Source organism: Hyphomicrobium sp., assembly GCF_036262015.1.
In the GTDB taxonomy this organism is placed as follows: domain Bacteria; phylum Pseudomonadota; class Alphaproteobacteria; order Rhizobiales; family Hyphomicrobiaceae; genus Hyphomicrobium_C.
In genome coordinates this window covers 15,330-42,228 of record NZ_DATAJR010000011.1, presented here as the reverse complement: position 1 = coordinate 42,228, position 26,899 = coordinate 15,330, and the positions used below count along the sequence as shown (strand labels likewise).

The following is a 26,899-nucleotide window of genomic DNA, read 5'->3' as shown; positions in this document are numbered from 1 at the left end:
GGGTGGCGGCGTGGCTATAGGGCGGGCGCCCGCGCGCTCGGGCAGGGGCGGTTTCCGGCCGGGCCGTCTATTCCGCCGCCTGCTTCTTGCTTCCAGTCGATTTGGAACGCCTAACGAGAAGATCCTTCAGGTAGCGGCCGGTGTAGCTTTCCTTCACGGCGGCCACGTCCTCTGGCGTGCCTGCGGCAACGATCTTGCCGCCGCCGTCGCCGCCCTCGGGGCCGAGGTCGATGATCCAATCGGCCGTCTTGATCACCTCCAGATTGTGCTCGATCACGACCACCGTGTTGCCGGCGTCAGCCAGCTCGTGCAGCACCTCCAGGAGCTTCGCCACGTCGTGGAAGTGGAGGCCCGTAGTCGGCTCGTCGAGGATGTAGAGCGTGCGTCCCGTGGCGCGGCGTGAGAGCTCCTTCGACAGCTTGATGCGCTGGGCCTCGCCGCCGGAGAGGGTCGTCGCCTGCTGGCCGATGTGGATGTAGCCGAGGCCGACGCGGGCCAGCGTCTCCAGCTTGTCGCGGATCGGCGGCACGGCCTTGAAGAAATCGGCGCCTTCCTCGACCGTCATGTCGAGCACGTCGGCGATGGATTTCTCGCGGAACGTCACTTCGAGCGTTTCGCGGTTGTAGCGCTTGCCCTTGCACTGGTCGCAGGTGACGTAGACGTCGGGCAGGAAGTGCATCTCAATCTTGAGGACGCCGTCGCCCTGGCAGGCCTCGCAGCGGCCGCCCTTGACGTTGAACGAGAAGCGCCCCGGCCCGTAGCCGCGCGCTTTCGATTCCGGGAGGCCCGCGAACCAGTCGCGGATCGGCGTGAAGGCGCCCGTGTACGTCGCCGGGTTCGAGCGCGGCGTGCGGCCGATGGGCGACTGGTCGATGTCGATCACCTTGTCGAGGTTCTCCAAGCCTTCGAGCTTGTCGAAGGGGGCCGGGTGTTCGCGCGCATTGTTGAGCTTGCGGGCGACGGCCTTGAAGACGGTATCGATCAGCAGCGTAGACTTGCCGCCGCCGGAGACGCCGGTGATGCAGGTCAAGAGGCCGAGCGGGATCTCGGCGGTGAGATTGTGCAGGTTGTTGCCACGCGCTCCCGTGACTTTCAGCGTGCGCTTCTTGTCGAAGGGGCGGCGCTGTTTCGGCAGCGGGATCTGGCGTGTGCCCGAGAGGTATTGGCCGGTGAGGCTCTTCGGGTCGGCCATGATATCGTCGGGCGACCCTTGAGCGATGATCTCGCCGCCGTGGATGCCGGCGCCGGGGCCGATGTCGACGACGTGGTCGGCGGTGAGGATCGCGTCCTCGTCATGCTCGACGACGATGACGGTGTTGCCGAGGTCGCGCAGGTGGCGGAGCGTGCCGAGCAGGCGGTCGTTGTCGCGCTGGTGGAGGCCGATGGAGGGCTCGTCGAGCACGTAGAGCACGCCGGTCAGGCCGGAGCCGATCTGCGAGGCGAGGCGAATGCGCTGGCTCTCGCCGCCGGACAACGTGCCCGAGGAGCGCGACAGCGTCAGATATTCGAGGCCAACGTCGTTCAAGAACACGAGGCGCTCGCGGATCTCCTTCAGGATGCGCGTCGCGATCTCGGTCTGCTGCTTGGTGAAGGTCTTGGGGACGTCGGCGAACCACTGGTTGGCCGCTTTGATCGAGAGATCGCCGACCTCGCCGATGTGCTTGCCGCCGACCTTGACGGCGAGGGCTTGCGGCTTCAGGCGGTAGCCGTGGCACGCCTCGCACGGGTGGGCGTTCTGGTAGCGCGACAGCTCCTCGCGGACCCATTCGGAATCCGTCTCGCGCCAGCGGCGCTCGATGTTGCCGATGACGCCTTCGAAGGTCTTGGCGGTCTTGTAACGGCGGAGGCCGTCCTCGTAGGTGAACTCCACCTCCTCCTCTCCGGTGCCGTAGAGGATGGCGAGCTGCACGTGCTTCGGCAGCCGCTCCCACGGCGTCGACATGGACACCTTGTAGTGCTTGGCGAGGGCTTCGAGCGTCTGCTCGTAGTAGGGCGAGGTGTTTCCGGTCTTCGACCAGGGATAGATGGCGCCGTCCTTCAGAGCGAGCGTCTGATCGGGAACGACGAGGTCGGCCTCGAACTGCAGCTCGGTGCCGAGGCCGTCGCATTCGGGGCAGGCGCCGGCGGGGGCGTTGAAGGAGAAGAGGCGCGGCTCGATCTCCTCGATGGTGAAGCCGGAGACGGGGCAGGCGAAGCGGGCCGAGAACGTGATGCGCTCGTGCGTCTCGTTCTTGCTCTTGTTGGCGCCTTCGGTTTCGGATTTCGAGAGCGGCTTGTCGGCGAACTCGGCGACGGCGATGCCGTCCGAGAGGCCGAGCGCCGTTTCGAAGCTGTCGGCCAGGCGCTTCTTGATGTCGCCGCGCACGACAATACGATCAACCACGACGTCGATGTCGTGTTTGAACTTCTTGTCGAGCTTCGGCGCGTCCGGGATCTCGTAGAAGGTGCCGTCGATCTTGACGCGCTGGAAGCCCTTCTTCTGGAACTCCGCCAGCTCCTTCTTGAACTCGCCCTTGCGACCGCGCGCAATGGGGGCGAGCAGGAAGAGGCGGGTGCCTTCCGGGATTTCCAGGACGCGGTCGACCATTTGCGAGACGGTCTGGCTCTCGATGGGGAGGCCCGTCGCGGGCGAATAGGGTACGCCGACGCGCGCAAAGAGCAGGCGCAGGTAGTCGTAGATCTCGGTAACGGTGCCGACGGTCGAGCGCGGGTTCTTGGAGGTCGTCTTCTGCTCGATGGAGATGGCGGGCGACAGACCGTCGATGTGGTCGACGTCCGGCTTCTGCATCATCTCGAGGAACTGGCGGGCATAGGCCGAGAGGCTTTCGACGTAGCGGCGCTGGCCCTCGGCGTAGATGGTGTCGAAGGCGAGGGACGACTTGCCGGAGCCCGAGAGGCCCGTGAACACGACGAGTGCGTCGCGCGGGATCTCGAGGTCGACGTTTTTCAGGTTGTGCTCGCGTGCGCCCCTGACGTGGATGGTTTTCATCAGGTCGGAGCCGGGGCGGGCGGCCGGTTTTTTCGGAGATTTGCTCATGGATCTCACGTCTAGCCCGGCGCCTGGGCGGCGGCAATGCAACCCAAGGGCGCGGGGCAAAAATTAGGGGTGGACGCTGGGATTTGGGGGCGGTGCGGCCCGGTTTTAAGGGCTAGGCCGGGGAGGTACGGTCGCAGGTGGTCTCATGGAGGGCAGTGGTGAGTGCTAGTGAGGTGCGGCCCTGGTGAGCGGTAGCCAACGGGCGCGCCGACACAGATTGGGCAACCTCCGTTAACGGAACGCAGCGCCAAAGCGGTGTCGCGGAATCACTGGCTGGAGTCCTCCCCAAGCCGGTCTGAAAGGCGTTATGAACGAACGGATTACCCCATTGTTAGAAGGGGAGGCGCGAGATCGACCGCTGTTAGCGCTTAGCTCGGCCACGCCGACGGACCGCGTGATCAAAAGATCACAACGAAACCCGCCGTCTGCTAAGCCAGCCTTAATTTTGCTACGCGAAACTTGATTGGTGCCGTCGAGGACTGGCATCAAACGCAATGCGTTGCGTATCAGATTGATAGACGATGATTGATTTATCTGTTCGGCCTTTGAGATTCCCCGCGAGCGTAGTGATTGCGGCCATGGTGGTACTGACGGCGCTGAGTGGCGATGTCAGCGCGAAACAGTCGGCCCGCTCAGCCGAGGAGGTGGCGCCGCGCGACGCCGGCGAACCGATCATGGCGATCGTGTCGATCAAGTCCCAACAGGTTACGTTCTATGACGCTGACGGTTGGTTTCTAAAGGCGCCGGTTTCAACCGGCACGAAAGGACGCGAAACGCCGGCCGGCGTTTTTTCCATTCTTCAGAAGAACATCGATCACCGCTCGAACCTCTATGACGATGCCCACATGCCGCATATGCAGCGCCTGACTTGGAACGGGATCGCGATGCATGGCGGCCCGCTGCCGGGGTATGCCGCCTCGCATGGCTGCGTGCGGTTGCCCTATGGCTTTGCGGAGAATTTGTTCGACAAGACGCGCATTGGAATGCGCGTGATTATTTCGCCGAACGATGCAACGCCGGTCGACTTCTCTCACTCGGCGCTGTTCGCGCCCAATGCGGAGGCCGTCGCCGCTGCTCCGGGGCGTGCCGAGAGGCTTGCGCTCGACGCTGCCGAGGCCGCCATAGCGGTCGGCGAGGCAAAGAAATTCGCCAAGACAGCGGAACGAGAGGCAGCTTCGGCCAAATCTGCACTCCGCAAGGCGGAAGGGCAGAAGGCTTCTGCCGACGCCGATCTCGCTTCAGCCGAAAAGAAACTCGCCAAGGCGAAATCGGATGAAGCCAAGGCGCGCGCCGAAGAACAAAGGCTCAAAGCCGCTGCCAAGGCTACCGAAGCGGCCACAAAACTCGACAAAATCAAAACGGAGGCGCAGCCGAAGCTCGAAGCCGCGACCAAAGCATCTGACGCCGCCAAGGAGGCCGCAGTCAGGAAGATAGATACTGCAAAAGCGGCGGACGAGGCGAAACTCGCGCTCGAGCCCGTCTCGATCTACGTCAGCCGCGCGACGCAAAAGCTCTACGTGCGCAGGAACACGCGCAAGCCGTGGCCGGACGGAGGTGAGGTCTTCGATGCGACCATCGAAGTGCCGGTCACGATCCGCGATGCCGACATGCCAATCGGCACGCACGTCTTCACGGCGATGGCGTCTGACGGCGCGGGTCTCCGCTGGAGCGCGGTCTCGATCGACACTGGCGACGACGCCAAGAACGCGCTCGACCGTATCAGCATCCCGAGCGAAGTGCTGGATCGGATCGCGCCGACGGCGCTGCCGCGATCCTCGATCATCATCTCCGACGAACCGTTGAGCAAGGAAACCAACTATCGCACCGAATTCGTTGCGGTATTGAGCAACCAGCCTCAGGGCGGATTCAAAACGCGCCGCCCGACACCTCCTCCTCCACCCGCTCCAACGTGGGAGGGCGGCGGCTTCTTCAGCTTCTTTAATCAGCCGAGCCCCCCGCCGCCAGACCGTCGGCGTGGCCGCACCCAACAGGTGCAAAAGGATTGGCTCTGGTAGGCGATAGACGCCGACGATTGGTTGCCTGGTTTCTCCGTCTGACGAGGTGGCGGCAGCTGCGCTTCCGGTGGCCGGAACGGATGGGTCGGCCTCCATCGCCTACGACGACCTGCTCGACTGGCGTGCCGGCGCGCGGCTGACGTTTGCCACTCCTTAACGGACTGCATACGAGACGCGTCGACAGCCCGGGGCAACACGCGGCTCGGTAAGCCCTCCCAGGAAGCGGCCAACCTGACGAAGCAGGCCAAGCACAAGGAAGGCGACGGGCATGCCGCATTAGGGCCAGAAGCCGTTCTGACTCTATGCCGCGTCGGGATTGCTGGTTTGGACAGCGCGCGCAATGTCCTCTGTTGTGCGCGGAGATCTTTGCCGGTGCGAAGTCGTGGCGTCCGTGTCACTTTCCTTCGCTGGGTCGTCCTTCGAGCGCAGCGAGCCTTTGATGCGAGCGCCTTCCTCCGCGGAAAAGGAATTGTGTCGGATCTCGCTATCCACGTTAGCCGTCTTCTCGAGCCTTACACGGTCTGCTCGGATCGTGCCTTTTGCATTGCCGCGAACAATGACTTCCTCGGCCTCAACCCCTCCTTCGACCAAGGCGTCAACCTCGACAATAAGGAGCTTGCACCTGATGTTGCCGAAGACTTTGCCTTTGACGTGAATGTCGCCTTCGCTTTCAAGATCGCCCTTCATTGTCAGAAACTCGTCGACCATTGAATGTGACGACGAGCTTCCTGATCGATATGTCGGGCCCACAGCGATACGAGACGTAGGCGGTGCGCCATAAGCTGATTTTTCAGCCTCGTTCCCAAGAGATGAGGTGTGCGGTCCGTCTGCCTTCCTGTTCGCGAACATGAGAGAGTCCTTCTTTTCGACCATCCGACGCGAATGACTCAGACATCCACCCTCGTTACCATCAACGAGCCGCGTTTTCGACAGTCGGCGGATCTTTTGCTGTGAATTGTATGAGCGCGTTCTGTTGGCGTGCCTACAACACAGACGCAAGCTCGCTCGGCATCTAACGCCACCGCTTGGGGCGAAGGGTGCCTCGGGCGGCCAGAACGCAGGCTGGATGGAAGAAATGGCCGGTGGATCGGACCGTCAACCTTGCGTTCCCCGTTGCAGATCGCAGGATTTTACGCGGACCAGATTGGGCGCGCTCGAAAGTTGGCCGGCTGGGACGCAGCTTTGCAATCCGGCCTTGCGCGCCCCGCCGATGAAGAGTTCCGCCTCCCTGTCCGCATAGCCGCCCGCTTCGCTCAGGTAGCGTTCCGCGGTCCAGGATGGATCCAGCGTTTTGACCTTAGCGGCAGCCGCGTCCGTTGCGTCCTTGCGGTTCAGGTATCCGTAAGACATGGCAAGGAACGCGTAATCGAGCGCTACGGGCTCCTTTACAAGGAGCCGATATTTCACTGCCCGCTCGTACTGCCCGCCAAAGAAGAATACGAGGCTCAGTCCTTGGTTGTACCAATCGGGGTAATGCGGATTGAGCTTGAGCGAGCGCTCCGCGAGATTCACCGCGCGTTCCGATTGGCCAAAGCCGGGGAGGGACCAGGCGATGATCAGGAGCAGGTCTGCTTTCGACGGCGCCAGCGTTTCGGCGCGATCGAACTCGGCGAGCGCCTGCTCCGCTTTGCCCTGATAGGCGTACGCCGTGCCGAGAACGAGGTGAGTTTCTCCGTCGTTGGGATCGAGCTCGACCGCCTTCGCAGCGTATTCCATCTGCTTGGCGACGGCATCGTCGACGGAGGGAGCGAGCCCGAGGTCGATCATGTAGACTTGCACGGTCGCCAGACCGCAATACGCCCGCGCGAGTTGCGGGTCGAGCTCTAGTGCCTTGCGGAACAGGCCATCTGCCTCGATCAAGCTCTCCTTCGTCACCTTGTGCTTGGCTTCCATGCCGAGAAGGTAGGTGTCGTAGGCCGTCAACGCGCGGGGCGGTTTTCGCTTCACGAGGGCGCGTTCGGCCTCGGCAACGGCACCCTCATAACCCGTCAGCGTCGCAGCAATCCTTTCGGTAATTTCGCTCTGCAGATTGAACAGGTCTGTAGTTGGGCGATCGTACCGGCTGGACCATACGTGGGTACCAGTCGTTGCATCGATCAACTGGGCGGTGGCTCTGATCTGATCGTCGATCGGCTGGATGCTGCCTTCGAGCACATAATGAACACCCAATTCGCTGCCGACCTTTCTGATGTCCGCGGGATTGTTCTTGTATATTTCGGTGGAGCTTCGCGCGACGACGAACAGATCCTTGGAATGGGACAGATCGGTGATGATGTCTTCGGTCATGCCGTCGGCGAGGCGTTCCCATTTCGGATCGCCTCCGAAATTCTCGAACGGCAGAACCGCGATCGACGCCTTCTCAAATTGCGGTACGGCGGCCCATCGCCAGACGCCGGTTGCGATCACAGCCACGAATAGGATCGCGGCGGCTACGGCGAACTGCCACGACGAAATAGGGCCCCACCAAGCGCGAGCCGACTGAGGTGCCGCGACTGCGTTTGGCACCGGCGGAGGTGATGGATCGTGCTTGTTGTTTTCGGGTGCCTTTGCCGTGGCGGCAGGATCAGTTGCTTGGCGGAACTCGATGTGTGGCGCGTAGCAGCCCTTGGGAAGGTCGATGCGAATAGGATCGTCTCGGCCTTCGATCTCGTAGTATTCGCGCAGCTTGTCGCGCAGGCGCGCGGCCTCGATGCGGACCATAGGGTTTACGAGCGGGTCGAACGTTTCGGGCCGTTCAAAAACTTCTACGGCGACGGTGTAACCCTTCAGCCGGTCGCTGCGACCGGCCAAGGTTTCTGTGACGATGTACTCTAAAAACCGCTGACGCCGGCGCGACTGGTGGAATGGGCCGCTTTTGAGGATACGGTCCAGCTGCTCGCGAATGGCCTGCTGGTCAGACTCGCTCCAGGAATTGAGCGACATCTCCATGACGCACCCAACCTACGCGCGCTGAAAAAGCGCTTGTCCCCGCAGAGCGGGGAAGCAGTTCGATACCGTTACATACTACGGCCAACGGCGCGGACCTGTCATCCCTCACTCGGGTGGTCAAAACGTGCCGAGCTCCTGCTCGATGCGAAAAGCCCCCGGATCTGACGTGTGAATTGGTGCGCTGCGGCGCTCGATAATATTTTTCATGACAGAGCGACGCGACCATTCAGCTAGGGAGTAACAACGATGGTTAAATTGCTCATGACCGCCTTTGTTATTGGTGCGTTCGCTCTTAACGGCGTCTCTGGGGCCGCGCAGGCTCAGCCACAGCCGAGAGTCTGCTCCAACGCGCCGAAGAACTATATTCCGTGCCCCACTTTGCCATCTCTGCCTCAACAGCCCAAAGGTTGAGCGTCCGCGAGGCCACTCCTTCGCCGCGGAACCTCTCGAGGGAGTGGCCATGGCACCAAATTCAGCGGCAATAGTTCAGAGGTTCTGACACAGGGAGCTGCACGCTTCTCCGCTCGGCGGCGCTCTACAAATCCGTAAGTCGGCGGCCACCCCGGTGTAACGGGCGGCAAGGCACCTTTCTTCCCATCGTGCGTTCGCATCAAGGATGCACAACGGCAGAAAGGAGTTCGTCATGACCCCTGAGGAGCGAGAGCTGATTGCGGGTCTGTTTGACCGGTTGCAACAGCTCCAGGGCATCGCGAAGGATCGCGATGCGGACCAATTGATCCGGGACGGTGTACGGCAAGTCCCAGACGCGCCCTACCTGCTTGTTCAATCCGTTTTGGTTCAGGAGCAGGCGCTGCAGCAGGCGGACGCCCGCATTCGGGAGCTTGAAGCGCGGGTCGCAAACCTGGCGTCGGGCGAGGCGGGCTCACGTGCGAGCGCGGCTGGTGGCAGTTTTCTTGCCGGTGCGCGTGAATACCAGTCCCGTCCTGAAGGATCAGTGCCGTCGGCTGGCCGGCAAATATCGGATTCGCCGCCACAGCGGCCGGACTACCCGCAGGCGGCACCACAGTCGTCCGGCGGCGGGTTTCTTTCTTCCGCTCTTTCGACGGCGACTGGCGTGACAGGCGGGATGTTGCTGGCCGAAAGCATCCGCGGCTTGTTCGGTGGTGGACAGTCTGCCGAAGGGGGCACGTCCTCCGCGCTGGAGCGTGCGCAGCGCGAAGCGCAGACTGCGCGCAACGACGCTGACAACGCACGTAAAGACGTCGCGGCGGATGACGCTGCTTTGGACGACGCGCAGGATGCGCTCGACGATAGCGACCAGGACGATTGGGGTGACGACGGAAGCTACGACGCGTAGGCCTGCGTCTAGCTCAGTGGGTCTGTCTGGAACAGCGTGACCCGCAGACCGCCATGCGGCACCGGAGCCGTTGGCGGCTTGAAAGGGAGGCCGGTCATTTTCGCGAGCGCGGCATCGGTCGTGATCAGCCCGACACGCCATCCGGCAAACTTATTTGCGAGTGTTTGGCCGAGCGCGCGGTAGAGCGAGTGAAGGCGTTTTGTGTCACCAATCCGCGTGCCGTAGGGCGGATTGACGATGACGAGACCGGGCGGTCCATCAGGAGCTGAGAGTTCGCTAACGGTCTGTTGCTCGAATTGCGTGAAGGCCGCAACGTCCGCGCGTTCCGCGTTGGCGCGGCTCATGGCGATCGCGCCCGCGTCGCGGTCGCTGCCGTAGAAGCGTACGGCAGGCACGATCGCCGTCTTCGAAGCGCGCAGCTTCTGCCATGCCTCGTCGTCGAAGGTCGCGAGTTGCTCGAAGGCGAAGCGACGTGTGCGTCCGGGCATCAAGCCCGCGGCGATTTCGGCGGCCTCGATGACAAACGTGCCGGACCCGCACATGGGATCGACGACTGGCTCCGATCCGTCATAACCGCATTGGCGCAGGAACAGCGACGCCAGGTTCTCGCGCATCGGGGCCTTGCTGACGGCTTCCTTGAAGCCGCGCTTGTGCAGCAGCTCGCCCGAGGTGTCGATGCTGACGGTGCAGAGATCTTTATCGATGCGCACCCTGACGCCGACCTCGGCGTCCTCAGATACGGTGGCGCCCAGCTCTTCACGGATGGCGGTTTCGATGCGCTGGGCCGCGGCCCCCGAATGGTAGATGCGCGAACTCTTGCACGTGGCTTCGACGTGGACGGGAACGTCGCGGCGGAGGATGTCGCCCCACGGGATGCGGCGCGCGCGCTTTTCGAGATCGGTGAGATGCGTGACGCGGAAAGCGTCCACGCGCGCAAGCACGCGGCTTGCGCCGCGGATCACGAGATTGGCGCGCCATACGTCATGCCAGCGGCCCTCGATCCTGACGCCGCCATCGACCGCCTTGGGCGCTCGGAATCCATTGGCTTTTGCCTCATCGCATAGCACTGTCTCCAGGCCCGGTGCCGTGGCCAGGAAGATCTCGAAGGAGCCGTCTCGTTTCATGGGGTCTGCATATCGGGAAGGTGCACGGCCAGCGACACCTTTTTCGGGCATCGGAGCGCTTTGCGTTAGGGCTCTATTAATCGTTGCGCTGCACACGGCGTCACTCGTATGCGGGCAATCACTTACGGGATGCAATTGGGGTTGACAGAAAGCCCAGACAGGCCAACTCTATGATCAGATGGCTGTCGCTAGATATCTCCCTGAACGGGGTCCGCACTCCGTCCTTCGATATCCAGTACCCCCGGTTGAGAGGATAGCTATCATTATCCGTGGTCTTGTGCGTTGCCGGCTGGCCAGCGCGTAACGCCAAGGCCACGGAACTCGGTTCAACAGCGAATGGAGCAGGAATGACGCCACCTGGTTGTCGCCTCGGGCCCCGCGCTGAAGCGAGGTCCAAGCTTGGCTAGCGCGAGCCGCTGCAGCTTAAGCTTTGCGCACCCAAGCTCTTCAAATCACAACATGTCAGATTTTATGCGAGGGCGGGAGCCGGTCATAGATCTGGACCGGTTATCCAGAGCCTCGCCTCATAAGCCCGGCTCGGCTGGGTAGGTTATCGAAGACAAAGAGCCCCGATCGCCGGACAGTGCGACGGGGCTCGTTTTTTTGCGCGGGCCTACGGGCCCATGCATTCGTTTTCGTAGTCCGCAGCGGTTTTCGGTTTCGGTGCGTTGGAAGCGGGACGGCCTGGTCCTTGGGCGCCGTCGGCGCGCGCACGCAAATAGACGTAGATGTCGTCGAGGTAGCATATGACGTTCTTGTTATCGCCGAAGGCCGGCATCACCAACGTCTGCGCGGTGTTCACGTCCTTCTTGCCGCCAACGACGATTTTCTGAAACTGGTCGTAAGTGAGGCTTTTGAGGGATTGCGTCAGGTCGGGCGCGAAGCTCGACCCCGACCCATCAAAGCCATGGCACACTTCGCAGGCGCCGTTGAAACGGCGATAGCCCGAGAACGTGTACCAATCGACGGAGTCCTTGGGGCCGATCTTGTAGGTGGGGTTGCCGTCGGCGTCGAAGTATTTGCCGTCCTCTTCCTTGACGGCGGCGGAACTGGCCGGTGCTGATTGATCGGGTTCGGCGTAGGCGGCGGGTACTGAAAGCAGGACGGCAACGGGGATCAGGAAAATCAACCGGGTTGTGATCATCAGGAACTCCATCTCGCCGGCATTGCATTTGCTCGGCGAAGGTTTGCTCCCTCAGTGCCCGTGGTTGCAGATATGGTTGGTAGGAAATTTCCGTTCAAGCATTCTCGCCGAAAGGTAAGGGCCGGGCGCAGGTTTGCATGCGTCTTTTACGCCCGGCCCCGTTCACCGCGCCTGGGGGAGGGCGCGGAAACGGATGACACCGTTTACGACGCTATTGCGTCACTGTTCCTTCGATGACGGTCGCGCCATTCAGCTTCGCGTCCTTGAACACGAGCTTGTCGCCGGGCTTTGCCATCCACGAGAACCCCCACGGGCCGGTCAGGCCGCAGCCTTCTTTGCACTTGGCGGACAGATCGCCGGCCTTGCCGGCCGCGATCGTTTCAACATGCTCGACGTTGCCTTCGTCGATGCCGACTTTCAGCTCGGCCTTGTCCTGGTTTTCAATGGTGAGGGCCGCAGCCGGTGTTGCAAGCGCGAAAGCAACCAGCGCGATCCAGGGGGCTTTGGTGCGAAACATATCGTCCTCTCCTTGGGCTTGTTGTTGTCCTCCCGCGGATCCCCTGCGATGGCACCGTCCGATTTTTTGCATCCGGTGCGGCGCGTTAGAGACCAACGCGATTGGTTTCCATCTATGGAAACGAGAGGGGCGGCGCCATTTCGGTCCGCTGCGGATGGGGCGACCATTATGGGCAAGGGATTACGTGATCTTGCGGGTTGAAAAAGTGCCGGTGCCAACAGATCGGCCCTTCGCGACCGGAATGGTCATTCAACGCGGCTAGCGCTACCCTCAGTCACGAAAGCCTCTCGCTGAAGTGAACTGGACATGAACCTGCCGCTCAAGTGTGGTTCAGGCTGTTCGTGGCACATCCGCGCGGAAGCCTGAGGCTGGAGCCCGACGTGCGTGATGATGATTTCCAATGAAATGACATTTGAGGGAACGACACCAATGACCGACCGAGCCATGGATCCCGAGCCGCAACTTGGCCCCGTGCAGCGCTTCGTTCCGTTTCTCAAAACGGCTGCACTTGTTGTTACGATTCTGGGTGCCATCCCAACAGCCATCACGGCCTATCACGCGTGGACCTACAAGGTGCCGTTTACGCAGGTTTCGCACCGTCTCCAGCAGTACGAGATCTGGGAACGCAACATCGATTGCAAGATCGACTACAAGGCGCTCTCCACATCGCAAGGCACGAAGGTCGATGCGGGCGCCTGTGCGGCGACCGGCGATATCTCGCTCAAGGTGTCGACGTCCGACGGCAAGGCGACCTACGAATGGATTGCCTACAATCAGCTTCAGAAGCCCGGTGAGCAACCGCCCTCAAGCTTCCTCGATCTCTTGGTCGGCGCGGCGCGTGCGGATGTTGCAGGCCCCAAGAGCGTGATGGTTGCGCAAAGCATGGAAGTCGTTTGCCAGTCCCTGCTCAGCAAGACGCAGCTCGTGCGTGTCGTGAAGGAAGGCGGCAAGTGCTTTCGCGAGGTGCTGTCGCCGGTACGGGGCTCCGTCGAGAGCCGGGAAGAGGTCCCGTGCGAGACCAAGTGCACCGGCGGCGCGGGTTAGCCGGTCACGAGAAAGGCCGCGAGCCCAACGGGCCGCGGCCTCTGCAATTGCGGTTTGACCAAGCCTACTTTTTGGGAGGCTGCATCAGCATCTCGAAGGTGCCGGGTGTGGGGCCTTTTTGAGCCTGTCGAACAGCACGGCGGGGTTTGGCGGAGCGTTTGGGTTGCTCGGGCTTGGCCACGGGGGTGTCGGATGCTGCGGCGTCTGCCGGGTCGGCGACAGGGTTCTGCGGGACGAGGCCCCGAGATGCCGGGGCGGAAGGGGCGGCGATTGCCGTCACAAGAGACGTGCCGTCGGTCTCGATGGCGTCATTCTGAGAGACGAGACGCGAATAGCCCCAGGGGCCGGTGACGGCGCAATCGGAGCTGCAGTCCTGCTTTACCTCCACGGATCCGCCCGCGGGAATCTGGTAGACGGCCTCCTCGTTGCCATTGTCGACGGCCGCCGAGACGTCCTTTGAAGACTTATTCTTGATAGTCAGTGCGCCAACCGGGATCGCCGCGACCGAAAGCACGGCCAAAGCGGTGACGACGCGCGTCGTGAGACTCATGGTCGTTTCCCTCTTTGAGGCGCTGCGGGTGGCGCGCCCCAAATGCGTGCGCCGTCCCGAGGTGACCGCCCGCATAACATTGTGCGGTTCACCCTGCATTATAAATAATGCTTGATTAATTATTTACTTAACATCGCTTATTTCATGATTCAGTCGACGCGGTCAACCCTCTGAAAACGCGTTCTTCTTTTTGAGAGCCGCATTTCCGGCGGGTGAGGCGCAGCCGTCGTGATCGTTCACGCAGAAAGCGGCCTGACGTCCGGTTCGGAGAGCCCAAGACGGACCTCCTTCGGCACGATGCTCTCACCGAAGCGCCGCCGCAAATGGGTCACGAGCCCGCGCATGACATTGTTGCGATGCTCGGGCGCGTGAAAGTGCCGGGCGGTCACATTGTAGAGATAGTAAATCAGCGCGAGTGCGCGTTCCTCGGTAATCACACCTAGAGCGGCTTCAAGATCGGGCGGGAGGGGCGCTTCCGCGCTGACAACGAACGGCCCGATCTGCTCGCGCGTGATGGGTTTGATGGCATAAAGTTCGGTACACACCGCATCGAGACTAGCGCGATCGTTCGCAGCCAGTAACGTCGAGCATTTGAGAACCATGAGATAGACGTGGAATTCCGATGCCGGCTCGGAAAGCTCGATGGCTTTGTCGTAAAGCGATAGGGCCTCCGTGAATTCGCCCTTCCACATTTTCATTTGTGCCTTCGTGGCGAAGGCGGTGCTTTTCTCGAAGGCTTCGTCTGCCAGCCGTTCGGCCAGCTCCCAATGGCCGCGATGAATGAAGACCAGGAGCCTAGCCGCCGAGAGCGTGAGAAGTGGGTTGTCCTGAATCGCATGCAGGGAACCGAGCACAAGACGCTCGATCTCGCACTCCGTTTCCGCCCATTCCTCGATGTTCGGTCTGTCCTCCTTGCGCTGAAGGAGCCCTGTGTGCAGCGCAAGCGCACGCATGATCGCGAGAGACGGATCGTTCGGTGCCTCAGTTTGAGCGCTGTCGAGACGCGCCGCCGACTCCGCCCAGCTTTCTGGCGTTCGCGTCAGCTTCAGCGCGGCGTCGTGCAGGCGGAGCTCAAGTGGCGTTTGTGTGGGGGGCACGACACGTTCCACCGGCATGGCGAGGTGTGCCCAAATCGAATCCCTTACGTCCGCCGCGAGAGCTGCAACGGAGCTGGCGAGCCCGTCGGGTACAAAACTTGAGCGAAATCCCTTGAGCACGGTGCCAGATGCGCCGGTCCGCAATACGCAAGCGGCGTGCAGCCGATCCCCGTCGGCGTGCAAACTCGTTTCCAGCCAATACGAGACTGCGTCCGCTGGATTGGCGCCCTGCCGCCAATCGGGTTTGAGTACGATGCGGTGCTTGCCGCCAGTCGCCGTGTCGAGCTTGTGCACCAGCAGCGGAAGAACCGGTTCGGCAAGAGCGGCGGTCGCGGCATCGCTCAGGCCGTAGCACGGACCGACGGCGATGAAGGCCTCCGTCGCTCCCGCCTCGGCCCTGGCGATCCAGACATAGCCCTCGCCGTATTGGGTCGCGATGAAACGCGGAGCCCGCGCATTGTCGCCGAGCTTCGAGCGCAACCGGTTGACGAGGAAGTCAACGTTGCGATCCGAGATGTCTGATCCCGTCGAGGAGATCGCATCAAGAACCTGGTTTCGGCGCACCAACCTGCCGGCGTTTCCGACGAACAGTGTCAGCAATGCCCGCTCATGGCGGGTAAACCTTAACTGCTCGTCGTTGCCGCGCTCGGCGGTGAGGAACGAACCGTCGAAAACGATGTCCTCGTAGCGCTGCCGGCTCATGGCTCGCACCCGTCGAATTGTAAGGTAGGCAACATAACCCGGCGTCCATCACAGAACAGACGTTTTTTCAAATATTAAGACAACAATCTTGCACGAGATTCATCCGCAGACGGCGGGGACGCCGAGCGGCACGCGGAAGGATCGGCGAGACCCGATGATACGAACGGACTGGGTTTGGGGGGCGCGCGCCATGGTGGCGCGGCAATTGCGGAGCATTGTCTGCATCTTACTGCTTGTGGCGACCGGACCGGCCGTGGCATTGGCGGAAACGCCGGTCGACCTTGAGCTCGTCATCGTGGCCGACGTCTCCATCTCGATGGATCGAGATGAGAAGCGCCTTCAGCAAGAAGGCTTCGTCTCGGCTTTCCGCCACTCGGATATTCTAGAGGCAATCCGCACAGGCCCCCACGGCCGCATTGCCGTCACCTACATCGAATGGGGAGGCGATGGGCAGCAGCGCGTGGTGGTACCCTGGATGATGATCAGCGGCCCTACCAGCGCCCTGCATTTTGCTTCGCGGCTGGAGAGGAACCGGCCGGCGAGGATGGTGCGAGGCACGTCCATCAGCAGCGCACTCATCAAGGCGGCGACCCTCATTGAGCGTAGCGGCTTCGCCGGTACGCGTCGCATCATTAATCTTTCCGGCGACGGGGTGAACAACAAGGGACCGGAGCTTCCAGACGTGCGCGCCGAGATCCTGGCCGGCGGGATCACCATCAATGGCATGCCCATCATCTACAAGGGCCTGCTGGATGGTGTGATCGACAATCCCGAGAGCCAACCACCCGCCAGTGTGTTGATCGGCTATTACGAGGAGCAGGTGATCGGCGGGCCGGATGCCTTCGTCGAGCCCGTGAAGAGCCGCGATGACTATGCCGGTGCCATCCGACGCAAGCTGAAGCGGGAGATCGAGGCACCGGCCCTTGCGGGCCTCAGCGGTCGCGGCGCCCAGGCTTTGCTCCAAAGCCGCTGACTCCGCTCCGGCGGGGCCCAGCGAACCACACAAGCGCGATCCGGATACCGGAATGGGGTGGTCTACCGATTGGTCGTTACTGCAACCCAAGTCGGATCGTTCTGTGCGCGACGCTCGAAGGTCAGGAAATCGTAGTAGCCGCAGCGTCCTTTGCCGGGAAACGAGCGGCAGACGGCGGGACGGGCGTGGTAAATCGTGCAGCAGCGCTTCTCGGTATCGAAGAACCGGCAAATGGCGCCGAAATGGCGATCGCGCTTGCGCTTCATGGCGTACTTCCGGCCATGCGCCTCACGCGTGAAGGCGCGCCGCGCCTCCTCGAACTCCATGCCATGGTAACGGGCCAGACGCTCGACATCCCGCTTGTCGAGAGCGATCAGCGGATAGGAGCAGCAGAACCCGGGACACTTCCTACAGTTATACACGAGAGGTCCCCGTATTGACCCAATGGGCGGGCGCCGGGCCGGCAGCCCTCGCGTTTCTGTTAGCTCCACTTCGGGGCGACGGCAACGCTAAAGCCCTGGCTTTCAATCCATTGCGCGCCAAAATTGGCGCCCCTTTGCGGCGGGCGGGCAACAACAGAGGGGAAAGTAGAGGGGATGGGACAGTCCCGCCCTGGCTTCAGGACACACTTTCTCCTTTAATGTCGGCCAGTCAGTACCCGTATTGTATCGAGGGTTCCCCGTATGACGGATTTGACACGCGGCGCGCCCGAAGGGGAAACGCCGGTCAACCCGTATAGCCTGCTCGAAGCCGTCAATCATTCGAGCGACACAGCCCACACGGGCTGGCTGATCTTCCTTGCCATCATGGCGTATCTCATGATCGCCGTGGCGGGCGTCACGCATAAGGACCTACTGCTCGAGACACCGGTCTCGCTGCCCATTCTGCAGGTCAACATTCAGCTTAAGCAGTTTTTTCAGTTCGCGCCGATCGTGCTCGTGCTGATGCATCTCGGTGTCGTCTCGCAACTCACGCTGCTGGCGCGCGAGACGCTGGAGTTCGACTACGCGATCCGGCTTCTCGAGGCGACGGACAAGCGTACGCATCCGTTGCGGCTCGAGCTCAACAACTTCTTCTTCGTACAAGCGATCGCGGGGCCGTACCGCAGCCGCGTGATGAGCGCGTTCCTGCATGGCATGAGCTGGCTGACGCTTGTGGTGCTGCCGGTCGTGCTGCTCATCTACATCCAGGTCGTCTTTCTGCCGTATCACGACGTCGCGATTACCTGGACGCATCGGATCGCGCTGCTTGTCGATATCGCCATCCTGATCTCCATCGGCCTATTCCTGATGCGCGCCGAAACATCGTTCAAGGAAGCGTTCCTGCGCACGACATCCGCACATCCGCTGAGCTTCGTCTCGACGATCGTGGTCTTGCTGCTCGTCGCGGTCTGCTCGTTCTTCTTCGCGACGATCCCTGGGGAGACGCTCGACCGCTGGACGCAACGCGTTCTGGGCTTCAACAACGAGGACGAGACGGGGCGGACGCCGCAATACATTGCGGGCTATACGGTGCCGTTGCTGACGTTCGGCTCCGACGGATCGCTGCTGGGTGTGTTCAAGCGCAATCTCGAAGTGATCGACACGGATCTTGTGTCCGACAAGGACCTGACGCCGGGAGAGCCGAGCCTCAATCTGCGTGATCGCGATTTGCGGTTTGCCAAGCTGGACCGCTCGGACTTGCATCAGGCGGATTTCACGGGCGCGGATTTGCGCGGCGCGTCCCTCGTCGGGACGGATCTGCGCGGCGTGTGGATGCAGTGCGCGGATGTCACGCAACTCATCCTGACCGAAGATCGCGAAGCCGCGAACTGCACGACGGCGCGGCGGGCGGTGTTCACGCGTGCGCGGCTCGACGGCGCGCATATGACAGGTGTGGATTTGCGCAACGCGAAGCTCGACGATGCGCGTCTCGATGGCGTCGAGCTTGCCTATTCGATCGTGCAGGGCGCGAACTTCTCGTCGGCGCGGCTGGACAAGGCCGATCTCACAGGCGGTGTGCAGGCGCAGGGCGCGAACTTCCTGGTTGCCAACCTACAGGGTGCCGATCTCACGGGCGCTCAGCTTCTGGGTGCGGATCTGTCCAGCGCCGATCTCATGGGCGCTGTGCTGAGCTACACGCATCTTGAACTCGCGAATCTGCGTGACGCCAAACTCGACGGCGCGTCGCTCTATCGATCCTCGCTGTTCGGAGCCGACATGATCGGGGCGACGATTGCGGGCGCGGATTTGCGCGAGGCGAAGGTTTGGAAGACGGTGCCGCCTCAGGCGGATGCAGATGGCTTCGCTGACCTGAGCGGGCTTTCGATGACGGGCATGACGGAGGCGGACGTCTCCGAGCTCAAGGGCTCCGTCGAACGTATTCTGAGCCGCCGGGTAAAGGCCCGTTTGGCGGAGCAGATCGCACCGCTCACCAATTTGCCTGAGCTTGCGAATTGGGCCTCCTCGCCGGAGTACGCGCAATGGCAAAGCCTTATTGCGGCTGGATCGCAGACCTATCCCGACATCTATAAGCCGCGCATCACCGATTACCTGATGCGGCTTGCGTGCCGTCCGCGGTGGAGCAACGGTGCCATAGCAACAGGCGTCGCCCGGCGCGCGCAGCGACAGGAGTTCCGCGGCGACCTCGTGGCGATCTATGACCGGCTGCGCGCCGACGATTGTCCGGCTTCGAAGGCGATCACGCCGAAGACGCTGAAGGATCTTTCCGCCGCTGCCGATATTGCGCGAGGCGGGTAAGTCTCTCCTTCCGGCTGGAAACAGCAAGTCCAGATCCAAACGTATCTCTCGCCGCAAGGTGCTCCGTCTGACAGAGGGTTGTGCAATGGCCAGCAAGACGACCAAGACGCCGGCGAAGGTCGCGAAGAAGGCTGCTGCCAAGCGCGTCGCTGCGAAGGCGGTCAAGCCGCGCAAGGCGGCGACAAAGGCGCCCTCCAGCAAGGCGGCAGAGCCAACCCTCCTCTCAGGCGGCAATCCGCAGATTGCGAAGGGATACGGCGATGGCCCCGTGCAGGCTTACATCGCGGCGATGCCAGGCTGGAAGAGTGACGTTGGACGCCGCCTCGACGCGCTCATCGTGCGCACTGTCCCCGGCGTGCGCAAGGCCGTCAAATGGAACTCGCCGCTGTACGGGATAGAGGGTTCGGGCGAGAATGGCTGGTTCCTCGGCATCCACGTCTTCGCGAAGTACGTCAAAGTGGCGTTCTTCCGTGGAGCCTCGCTGCGTCCTGTCCCGCCCGGCGCGTCCAAGCAGAAAGAAGTACGCTACCTCGATATCCACGAGGACGACCCCATCGACGAAGCGCAGCTCGCCGCTTGGGTGAAGCAGGCGAGCAAGTTGCCTGGCGAAAAAATGTGAGCGGGGCACGGCGAGCGCACTGTGCTTTCCGATTTTGGCGGTCAGACGAGAGCGCCCGCTCCTGACGCAAAGAGCAAACTAGGTGCGGGACCTTCTATGGATCCAGCCAAACATCCGATCTCCGGCGCGAACAAACGTATCGCCAACGCGCTGGAACATGCGGTCGGTCCGATGAACTGCTGTCGATAGCCGAGCCTCGGTCCGGTCGCCGCGAAGACAACCACCGGCTTCAGCGCCGGATGAGATAGTAAGAAGGGCGACGACGGCCGAAGCCGTAAGCAGAGACTTATGGGTCATAAAGTCCTCCACGACATCTAGTCAGTGATGAGATGGTGCGCCCAAATGTTGATCTGTGCGAGGAGAACTCATTTCGATGGTGAATAGTGTGCCGTCGCAACTTCCAGAATGATTTTGTAATCAGGTCGAGCACATTGAGCTGAAAATCAGTTGGCGAAAGCGTCGGCGAATGTCGCGAGGAAGAGCCGCCGACAACAACCGCGGCGAAGGGCACTCACAATGGCGAAGAGGGCGAGCGGCTCGATGGACGTACGCGGGGAATGCTCTGCCTCTCAGCTCATCGATGCGCGGATCAAGGAGCTCGCCGATTGGCGGGGCGAGATGCTCGCGCGGGTGCGGGCCATCATCAAGCAGGCAGACCCTGACGTGGTCGAGGCGGTGAAATGGAGAAAGCCGTCGAATCCGTTCGGCGTTCCGGTGTGGGAACACGGCGGCATCATCTGCACGGGCGAGATGTATAAGGGCGTCGTGAAGTTGACCTTCGCCAAGGGCGCGGCGTTGGCGGATCCGTCACGTCTCTTCAACGCTAGCCTCGATGGCAACGTCCGACGCGCCATCGATATCCGCGAGGGCGCCAAGATCGATGAAAAGGCTTTGAAGGCGCTCGTTCGCGCCGCCGTGGTGCTGAACACGTCGTCGAAACCGCCAACCACGCGTCCGGCTCGCACTCAGAAAAAGCCAAAGACGGCATGAGGTGTGTCGGGCGGCTCGCTGCCGCTGCTGTCCGTTTTGACTTGCCGGCAGTGCTCCTCCGGGCTAGAACATAATGTGAACATTGCGGCTCAGTCGAGATGTCGGCGCTTTTGATTGCGTGCGAGCTTCGGCCGTCTAACCCGCGCCGAGGCGGCGGAATTTAAAAAGCTTGGGACAACCGCAATGCCGGTTCGGTCCTGGTTCGCCTGTGGGCGTGGATACGGGTAGGGTGCTGCAACTTGAGTCGTCGCGGGCCGTTTGAGGTCCGAGGGGCGGCCTCACCAATCGCATTCGCCGGCGAGCCGAGCTTTCGCCGCGTTGCGCGCTAGCCAAGGAGTTAAGAGCATGGCCGGATCGGTCAACAAAGTGATCCTCGTCGGAAACCTCGGGCGCGATCCCGAGATCCGCCGCACGCAGGACGGACGCCCGATCGCCAACCTGCGGATCGCCACGAGCGAGACGTGGAAGGACAGGAACAGCGGCGAGCGCAAGGAGAAGACCGAGTGGCACTCGGTCGTCATCTTCAACGAGAACCTGTGCAAGGTCGCCGAGCAGTATTTGCGCAAGGGCGCCAAGGTCTACATCGAGGGCCAGCTGCAGACGCGCAAGTGGCAGGACCAGCAGGGTCAGGAGCGCTACTCGACGGAAGTGGTGCTGCAGGGCTTCAACGGCCAGCTGACGATGCTGGACGGCCGCGCCGGTGCCGGCGGCGGCATGCAGGAAGGTCAGTCCGACTACGGCGGCGGCGACAGCGGCTTCGGCGGTGGTAGCGGTGGCGGCTTCGGTGGTGGCAGCAGCGAGCCGAAGCGGGCCCCCCGCGGGGGCGGCGGTTCCAAGGGTGGTGGCGGCGGCATGGACAAGCCGTTCGACGACGAGATCCCGTTCTAGGCTTCCTCGTCCCCATGAGGGGAGGGGCTGGGACAAGGTGTCGAAGTTTGTGCTGCAATGTGTAGCTGCCCCTCACCCTAACTCTCTTCCATAGGGACTGGAGTGGGGAACAGCTGGGTCAGCGCTTCTGGTACTTCTGGCGTTTGCGCTCCTTGCGGCTCAGTCGTTGTTGCGCGACGGGAGACGGTGAGACCGACGCGCTGCTTTGCCCTGAGTGCGGAGTGCCAGGTTTTGCGGCTGCGGGTTTTGCCGGCGGTGCCTGCGGCTCGACAGGCGGGGCGTCGGGCTTCGGCGGCAGGCCGGCGAGTGCGCGCTCGGCGCGTTCGTGATCGCGGGCCGACTGGCCTTCGATGAAAATACGGCGGACCGCAGGCGTGTGGGTGCGGATCGTCGCCTCGATGCGCGCGACGGCTGCCTCTATCGAAGCAGCCGTTTCGCCATCCTCGAAATCGACGCTGGCGACCACCAGAATGTCCGTCGGCCCTAGGTGCATGGTCCGGATGTCGTTGACGGCGCGGATCGGATGGCCCTGGCGCTGTTCGGCCAGGATCGCTTCCATGATGTCCCGCCGGACTGCGGGGGAAGCCGCCTCGCCGATGAGAAGGCTGCGGATTTCGACGCTCATGAAGGCGGCGACGGCGCCGAGCAGAAGTCCGATCAGGATGGACGCGTAGCCGTCGGCGGTGGGCGACCCCGTGACGTGCGAGATGGCAATGCCGATGGTGGCAATCGTCAAGCCGATCAGCGCCGCCATGTCTTCCAGCAGCACAGTGAACAAAGCCGGATCTTTCGACGCACGCAGGGCGGCGAGCGCCGGAGCTTGCCCCCGGCGGCGATTGAACTCGCCGGTTGCTTTCCAGACCGAGATGCCTTCGAGCACGAATGCGACCGCGAGCACGACGTAGTTGACGATTGGGTCGGTGATGGGATGCGGATCGAGGAGTTTGTCGACACCTTCGTAAATCGCAACGCCCGCACCGAGCGAGAACAGCAGAATCGCGACAACGAAGCTCCAGAAGTAGAGTTCCTTCGAATAGCCGAACGGATGGATGGCATCGGCCGGGCGCTGGGATCGTTTGATCCCCAGGAGCAGCAGGCCTTGGTTGGACGTATCAACCAGGGAATGGATCGCCTCGGAGAGCATGGCCGACGAGCCGGTCCAAGCCGATGCCACGAACTTGGCAATGGCGATTCCGAGATTTGCGACGAGCGCTACGACGACAACGCCTGTCGAGCCGCCCGCTGCCACGCTCCCGTCTCCTGTTCTCTCGTTTGAAGCCGCTGTGTCGTGTTTAAGCGAGATTTGGTTTTGCCGGAAGGCGGCATGAAAAAAGGCCCTGACGCCATTTCGCGCCAGGGCCTCGTTACGTTAATGGCTCACAGCTTATGGATTGGCCGGAGCAGGCTGATCGCTGGGGGCCGGAGCGGGTTCAGAGGCCGGAGGGGCTTCAGGCGCGGGAGCTGGTGCCGGTTCCGTGGCGGGCGCAGGCTCGCTCGGCTTGGTTGCGCTGTCGACGGCCTCCTTGGCCGAGTCGATGGCACCGGAAACGGCCTCCTTGGCCTTCTCGAGTGCGGGCGCGGCGGCTTCCTTGGCCTTGTCGAGGGCTTCCTGAGCCTTCTGCTTGGCTTCTTCAAGCTGCGGCTTGGACTTGTCCGAGAACTCGTTGACCTTTTCCTTCGCGCGCTCGAACAGCGTCTTCGGCGGCTTCCTGCGCTTGAATTCCGGTGCGCCTTCGAGGGCGGCCTTGGTGAGATCCGGCAGCGAGACGAACAGCGTGCCGTCCTTCTCCTCGAACTTCAGCGAGCCGAGAGCAACGCCGACCTTCTTTTCGGCCCAACCGAGATAGCCGCCGGTTCCCATCACGACGCCGATCACCTGATTCTGGTCGTTAATGATGAGGTCCTCGACGTCGCCGACGATGGTGCCTTCAGCCCCGTGGACCTTGGACCCGATCAGGTGGTCCTTGGCCAGATACTCGGTATCGGCCTGAGCGGCCACGAAGTCGGTGGCCCAGGCCGGGACCGTCGCGACGGGGGCGACGGCGAGCAGGCCGGCGGCAAAAAGAGACAAGTGTTTCATAGAGTTCAGTCCCCTAGAGCGGAAAATGTGCCGTTCACGTGTATGCGGCAAGGGCGCCTTTCAAGCACGCAACCGTGAAAAGCCAAGGGCAGAAAGGCACAAAGCGCGACTTATTGACAGGCCGGACGCCGCGCCAGGGTGAGAAACACCCGAGTGGGCGGCTTGTTCCGGGGGTTTCGATGTTGGGGAGGAGGCCGGTTTTCGGGCGTTGCAGCATTGCCCCGGCTGTGGCGGGTCGGCTAAACTTCGGGTGATCCAAAACGCGCGCAGGCGGGCGCTCCGTTCGCAGCCCTGCGGCCCTATCCAGGATTTCCACTTTGAGCGACACCAGCGACCGGCCCGGCGCCTCAGGTCCGAGCGATATCCGCCCCGTGTTCATCACGGACGAGATGAAGCGCTCCTACCTCGAATACGCGATGAGCGTCATCATCTCCCGCGCACTGCCCGACGTTCGGGACGGCCTCAAGCCCGTGCACCGGCGCATCCTGTTCGCGATGCAGCGGCTTGGGCTCGACTGGAACAAGAAGCACATGAAGTCGTCCAAGGTGGTGGGCGACACGATGGGTGACTTCCACCCCCACGGCAACCTTGCGATCTACGATGCGCTGGTGCGCCTCGCGCAGGAATTCTCCATGCGCGTGCCGCTGATCGACGGGCAGGGCAACTTCGGCTCCGTCGACGGCGATCCGCCAGCAGCCGAGCGCTACACGGAAGCGCGGCTCTCCAAGATCGCGCAGTATCTCCTCGACGATCTCGACAAGGACACGGTCGAGTTCAAGCCCAACTACGACGACCGTCTCGAGGAGCCGTCGGTTTTGCCGGCGAAGTTCCCGAACCTGCTCGTCAACGGTGCGGGCGGCATCGCCGTCGGCATGGCCACGAACATTCCGCCGCACAATCTCGGCGAGGTGGTCGACGCCTGCATTCTGATGCTCGACAACCCGGAAACGACGATCGACGACCTGACGCAGGTTATTCCCGGCCCGGATTTCCCGACGGGAGGCCTGATCCTCGGCCGTGCCGGTGCGCTCGCGGCTTATCACAAGGGCCGCGGCTCGATCATCATGCGGGCGAAGGTCGAGGTCGAAGAGATCCGGAAGGATCGCGAAGCGCTCGTCGTCACGGCAATCCCGTACCAGATCAACAAGAAGACGCTGATCGAGAAGATCGCCGATCTCGTGCGCGACAAGCGCGTCGAGGGCATCTCCGACATCTGGGACGAGACGAATCGCGAGGGAATGCGCATCGTTATCGAGCTCAAGCGTGACGCGATTGCGGACGTCGTGCTGAACCAGCTCTGGCGCTATTCCGACCTGCAGACGACGTTCGGCGCGAATATGCTCGCCATCAACGGCGGCAAGCCCGAGCAGCTCAATTTGCGCGACATTATCGAGGCGTTCACGACGTTCCGTCAGGACGTCGTGACGCGGCGCACGCGCCATCTGCTCATGAAGGCGCGCGACCGTGCGCATGTCTTGGTCGGTCTGGCCATCGCCGTTGCCAATATCGACGAGGTGATCAAGCTCATCCGCTTCTCGCCGTCGCCGGCCGAGGCCAAGGCGCAACTGATGGCGCGCGATTGGCCCGCCAAGGATATGGCGCCGCTGATTGCGCTCATCGCCGATCCGCGGCACGGACTCGCCGCGGACGGAACCTACAAGCTCTCCGAGGAGCAGGCGAAGGCCATTCTCGAGCTGCGTCTCGCACGCCTCACAGCCCTTGGCCGCGATGAAATCGGCGACGAGCTGAAAAAGATCGCCGAGGAAATCAAGGACTATCTCGAGATCCTGTCGTCGCGCGCCCGCATCATCGACATTGTCAAAGGCGAGCTGACCGCGATCAGGGACGAGTTCGCGACGCCGCGCAAAACCGAGATCGTCGATATTGAGGGCGAGGTCGAAGACGAGGATCTGATCCAGCGCGAGGACGTCGTCGTCACGGTCTCGCACAAGGGCTACATCAAGCGTGTTCCGCTCTCAACCTACCGAGCCCAGCGGCGCGGCGGCAAGGGCCGCTCGGGCATGTCGACCCGAGACGAGGATTTCGTCACGCAGGTCTTTATTACTTCGACTCACACGCCGGTGCTGTTCTTCTCTTCGCGAGGCATGTGCTACCGCATGAAGGTGTGGCGCCTGCCGGCGGCCACGCCGCAGTCGGCGGGCAAGGCTCTTATCAACTTGCTGCCGCTGGCTCAGGGCGAGGTCATCACGTCCATTCTTCCGCTGCCCGAGGATACTTCGACGTGGTCGAAGCTCGAGCTGATCTTCGCAACGAAGAGCGGCGGCGTGCGGCGCAACGCACTCACCGATTTCGAGAATATCAACCGCAACGGTAAGATCGCGATGAAGCTCGATGCGGAGGAGGGCGCGGAGCCGGATCGCATCGTGTCGGTCGCCATCGCGTCGCCGGAAGACGATGTGCTGCTGACGACGGCCGTGGGCCGGTGCATCCGCTTCCTGATCAAGGATGAGGTTCGCCTCTTCAAGGGCCGGGATTCGAGCGGCGTGCGCGGCATCAGGCTCGACGATGATGACGAAGTGATCTCGATGGCGATCCTCACACACGCCGAGGCATCGCCGGCGGAACGTACGGCTTACCTCAAACAGGCCGCGCAGATCCGCCGCAGCGAAAGCGGCGATGAGGTTGATGTTGCGGTCGAAGTCGAGATCGAGGCGGAGGAAGGCGAAGAGGGCGTTGCAGCGGAGCTTACTCCGGAACGCTATGCGGAGCTTTCCGCCAAGGAGCAATTCGTGCTGACCGTTTCGGAGCGCGGCTTCGGAAAAAGGACCTCGTCGTACGAATACCGGACCTCCGGACGCGGTGGCAAAGGCATCGTTGCGATGGTCGTCAACGAGCGCAACGGCAACTTGCGTGCGTCATTCCCCGTCGAGCATTCGGATCAGATCATGCTCGTGACGGACGGCGGTCAGCTCATCCGCTGCCCGGTGGACGATGTGCGTATCGCAGGCCGCAACACGCAAGGCGTGCGCATCTTCAAGACGGAAGCCGAAGAGCGTGTTGTTTCGGTTGAACGTATCTCGGACGATGGGTCCGAGGGCGAGAACGGGGACGGTGCGAGCGAGGACTAGCTATTCGCAATAGCGACGGCGCTCTCCTTCCCGAACGTGTCAGGGT

The 26,899-nt window shown here is 62.3% G+C and carries 20 protein-coding genes; 9 read left to right on the top strand and 11 right to left on the bottom strand.

Going from position 1 to position 26,899, the window contains the following annotated elements:
• Window positions 1-67: 67 nt before the first annotated feature.
• The gene (gene uvrA, locus VHO05_RS19565) at window positions 68-3,037 is read right to left on the bottom strand and encodes an excinuclease ABC subunit UvrA (protein ID WP_414653820.1); all 2,970 of its coding nucleotides are present in this window, start codon (window positions 3,035-3,037) and stop codon (window positions 68-70) included.
• Window positions 3,038-3,558: 521 nt separating this feature from the next.
• Between uvrA and VHO05_RS19560 the strand changes: the two genes are divergently transcribed.
• The gene (locus tag VHO05_RS19560; RefSeq protein ID WP_329648314.1) at window positions 3,559-5,052 is read left to right on the top strand and encodes a L,D-transpeptidase; all 1,494 of its coding nucleotides are present in this window, start codon (window positions 3,559-3,561) and stop codon (window positions 5,050-5,052) included.
• A gap of 300 nt (window positions 5,053-5,352) precedes the next feature.
• On the opposite strand, the gene VHO05_RS19555 is transcribed toward VHO05_RS19560, so the two are convergent.
• Window positions 5,353-5,760: a polymer-forming cytoskeletal protein gene (locus VHO05_RS19555; protein WP_329648313.1), complete on the bottom strand. Its 408-nt coding sequence runs from the start codon at window positions 5,758-5,760 to the stop codon at window positions 5,353-5,355.
• Between the two features lie 387 nt (window positions 5,761-6,147).
• On the bottom strand, window positions 6,148-7,974 hold the full coding sequence (locus VHO05_RS19550) for a hypothetical protein (protein WP_329648312.1): 1,827 nt from the start codon (window positions 7,972-7,974) through the stop codon (window positions 6,148-6,150).
• A gap of 649 nt (window positions 7,975-8,623) precedes the next feature.
• Between VHO05_RS19550 and VHO05_RS19545 the strand changes: the two genes are divergently transcribed.
• Window positions 8,624-9,298, top strand: a complete 675-nt coding sequence (locus tag VHO05_RS19545) for a DUF2076 domain-containing protein (RefSeq protein ID WP_329648311.1) — start codon at window positions 8,624-8,626, stop codon at window positions 9,296-9,298.
• A gap of 8 nt (window positions 9,299-9,306) precedes the next feature.
• Here the strand turns inward: VHO05_RS19545 and VHO05_RS19540 are convergent, their stop codons facing one another.
• From VHO05_RS19540 to VHO05_RS19530, 3 genes are all read right to left on the bottom strand, one after another.
• Window positions 9,307-10,422, bottom strand: a complete 1,116-nt coding sequence (locus VHO05_RS19540; protein WP_329648310.1) for a THUMP domain-containing class I SAM-dependent RNA methyltransferase — start codon at window positions 10,420-10,422, stop codon at window positions 9,307-9,309.
• A 613-nt stretch (window positions 10,423-11,035) separates the two neighbouring features.
• Window positions 11,036-11,566 carry a c-type cytochrome, methanol metabolism-related gene (locus VHO05_RS19535; protein WP_329648309.1) on the bottom strand — a complete coding sequence of 177 codons (531 nt, stop codon included), beginning with the start codon at window positions 11,564-11,566 and terminating at the stop codon, window positions 11,036-11,038.
• A gap of 211 nt (window positions 11,567-11,777) precedes the next feature.
• Window positions 11,778-12,083 carry a hypothetical protein gene (locus VHO05_RS19530; RefSeq protein WP_329648308.1) on the bottom strand — a complete coding sequence of 102 codons (306 nt, stop codon included), beginning with the start codon at window positions 12,081-12,083 and terminating at the stop codon, window positions 11,778-11,780.
• A gap of 429 nt (window positions 12,084-12,512) precedes the next feature.
• On the opposite strand from VHO05_RS19530, the gene VHO05_RS19525 reads away from it, so the two are divergent.
• Window positions 12,513-13,127: a hypothetical protein gene (locus tag VHO05_RS19525; protein WP_329648307.1), complete on the top strand. Its 615-nt coding sequence runs from the start codon at window positions 12,513-12,515 to the stop codon at window positions 13,125-13,127.
• Between the two features lie 64 nt (window positions 13,128-13,191).
• On the opposite strand, the gene VHO05_RS19520 is transcribed toward VHO05_RS19525, so the two are convergent.
• Window positions 13,192-13,677, bottom strand: a complete 486-nt coding sequence (locus tag VHO05_RS19520; RefSeq protein WP_329648306.1) for a hypothetical protein — start codon at window positions 13,675-13,677, stop codon at window positions 13,192-13,194.
• A 236-nt stretch (window positions 13,678-13,913) separates the two neighbouring features.
• Window positions 13,914-15,476, bottom strand: a complete 1,563-nt coding sequence (locus tag VHO05_RS19515; protein WP_329648305.1) for a helix-turn-helix domain-containing protein — start codon at window positions 15,474-15,476, stop codon at window positions 13,914-13,916.
• Window positions 15,477-15,630: 154 nt separating this feature from the next.
• Between VHO05_RS19515 and VHO05_RS19510 the strand changes: the two genes are divergently transcribed.
• Window positions 15,631-16,449 carry a DUF1194 domain-containing protein gene (locus VHO05_RS19510; RefSeq protein ID WP_329648304.1) on the top strand — a complete coding sequence of 273 codons (819 nt, stop codon included), beginning with the start codon at window positions 15,631-15,633 and terminating at the stop codon, window positions 16,447-16,449.
• A gap of 62 nt (window positions 16,450-16,511) precedes the next feature.
• On the opposite strand, the gene VHO05_RS19505 is transcribed toward VHO05_RS19510, so the two are convergent.
• Window positions 16,512-16,871 (bottom strand): YkgJ family cysteine cluster protein, encoded by a 360-nt coding sequence (locus VHO05_RS19505; RefSeq protein ID WP_329648303.1) that lies wholly within the window; start codon window positions 16,869-16,871, stop codon window positions 16,512-16,514.
• Between the two features lie 261 nt (window positions 16,872-17,132).
• On the opposite strand from VHO05_RS19505, the gene VHO05_RS19500 reads away from it, so the two are divergent.
• The 4 genes from VHO05_RS19500 (at window position 17,133) to VHO05_RS19485 (ending at window position 21,684) form a co-directional block, all read left to right on the top strand.
• On the top strand, window positions 17,133-19,187 hold the full coding sequence (locus tag VHO05_RS19500) for a pentapeptide repeat-containing protein (RefSeq protein WP_329648302.1): 2,055 nt from the start codon (window positions 17,133-17,135) through the stop codon (window positions 19,185-19,187).
• Between the two features lie 85 nt (window positions 19,188-19,272).
• Window positions 19,273-19,806: a DUF1801 domain-containing protein gene (locus VHO05_RS19495; RefSeq protein WP_329648301.1), complete on the top strand. Its 534-nt coding sequence runs from the start codon at window positions 19,273-19,275 to the stop codon at window positions 19,804-19,806.
• Window positions 19,807-20,322: 516 nt separating this feature from the next.
• Window positions 20,323-20,796 carry a DUF1801 domain-containing protein gene (locus VHO05_RS19490; protein WP_329648300.1) on the top strand — a complete coding sequence of 158 codons (474 nt, stop codon included), beginning with the start codon at window positions 20,323-20,325 and terminating at the stop codon, window positions 20,794-20,796.
• Window positions 20,797-21,141: 345 nt separating this feature from the next.
• Window positions 21,142-21,684 carry a single-stranded DNA-binding protein gene (locus VHO05_RS19485; RefSeq protein ID WP_329648299.1) on the top strand — a complete coding sequence of 181 codons (543 nt, stop codon included), beginning with the start codon at window positions 21,142-21,144 and terminating at the stop codon, window positions 21,682-21,684.
• 118 nt (window positions 21,685-21,802) lie between these two features.
• On the opposite strand, the gene VHO05_RS19480 is transcribed toward VHO05_RS19485, so the two are convergent.
• The gene (locus VHO05_RS19480; protein WP_329648298.1) at window positions 21,803-22,933 is read right to left on the bottom strand and encodes a cation diffusion facilitator family transporter; all 1,131 of its coding nucleotides are present in this window, start codon (window positions 22,931-22,933) and stop codon (window positions 21,803-21,805) included.
• A 135-nt stretch (window positions 22,934-23,068) separates the two neighbouring features.
• A complete protein-coding gene (locus VHO05_RS19475) occupies window positions 23,069-23,764 on the bottom strand; it encodes a PRC-barrel domain-containing protein (RefSeq protein WP_329648297.1) in 696 nt (231 codons plus the stop codon).
• 317 nt (window positions 23,765-24,081) lie between these two features.
• Between VHO05_RS19475 and gyrA the strand changes: the two genes are divergently transcribed.
• Window positions 24,082-26,853 (top strand): DNA gyrase subunit A, encoded by a 2,772-nt coding sequence (gene gyrA, locus VHO05_RS19470; protein ID WP_329648296.1) that lies wholly within the window; start codon window positions 24,082-24,084, stop codon window positions 26,851-26,853.
• Window positions 26,854-26,899 lie beyond the last annotated feature (46 nt).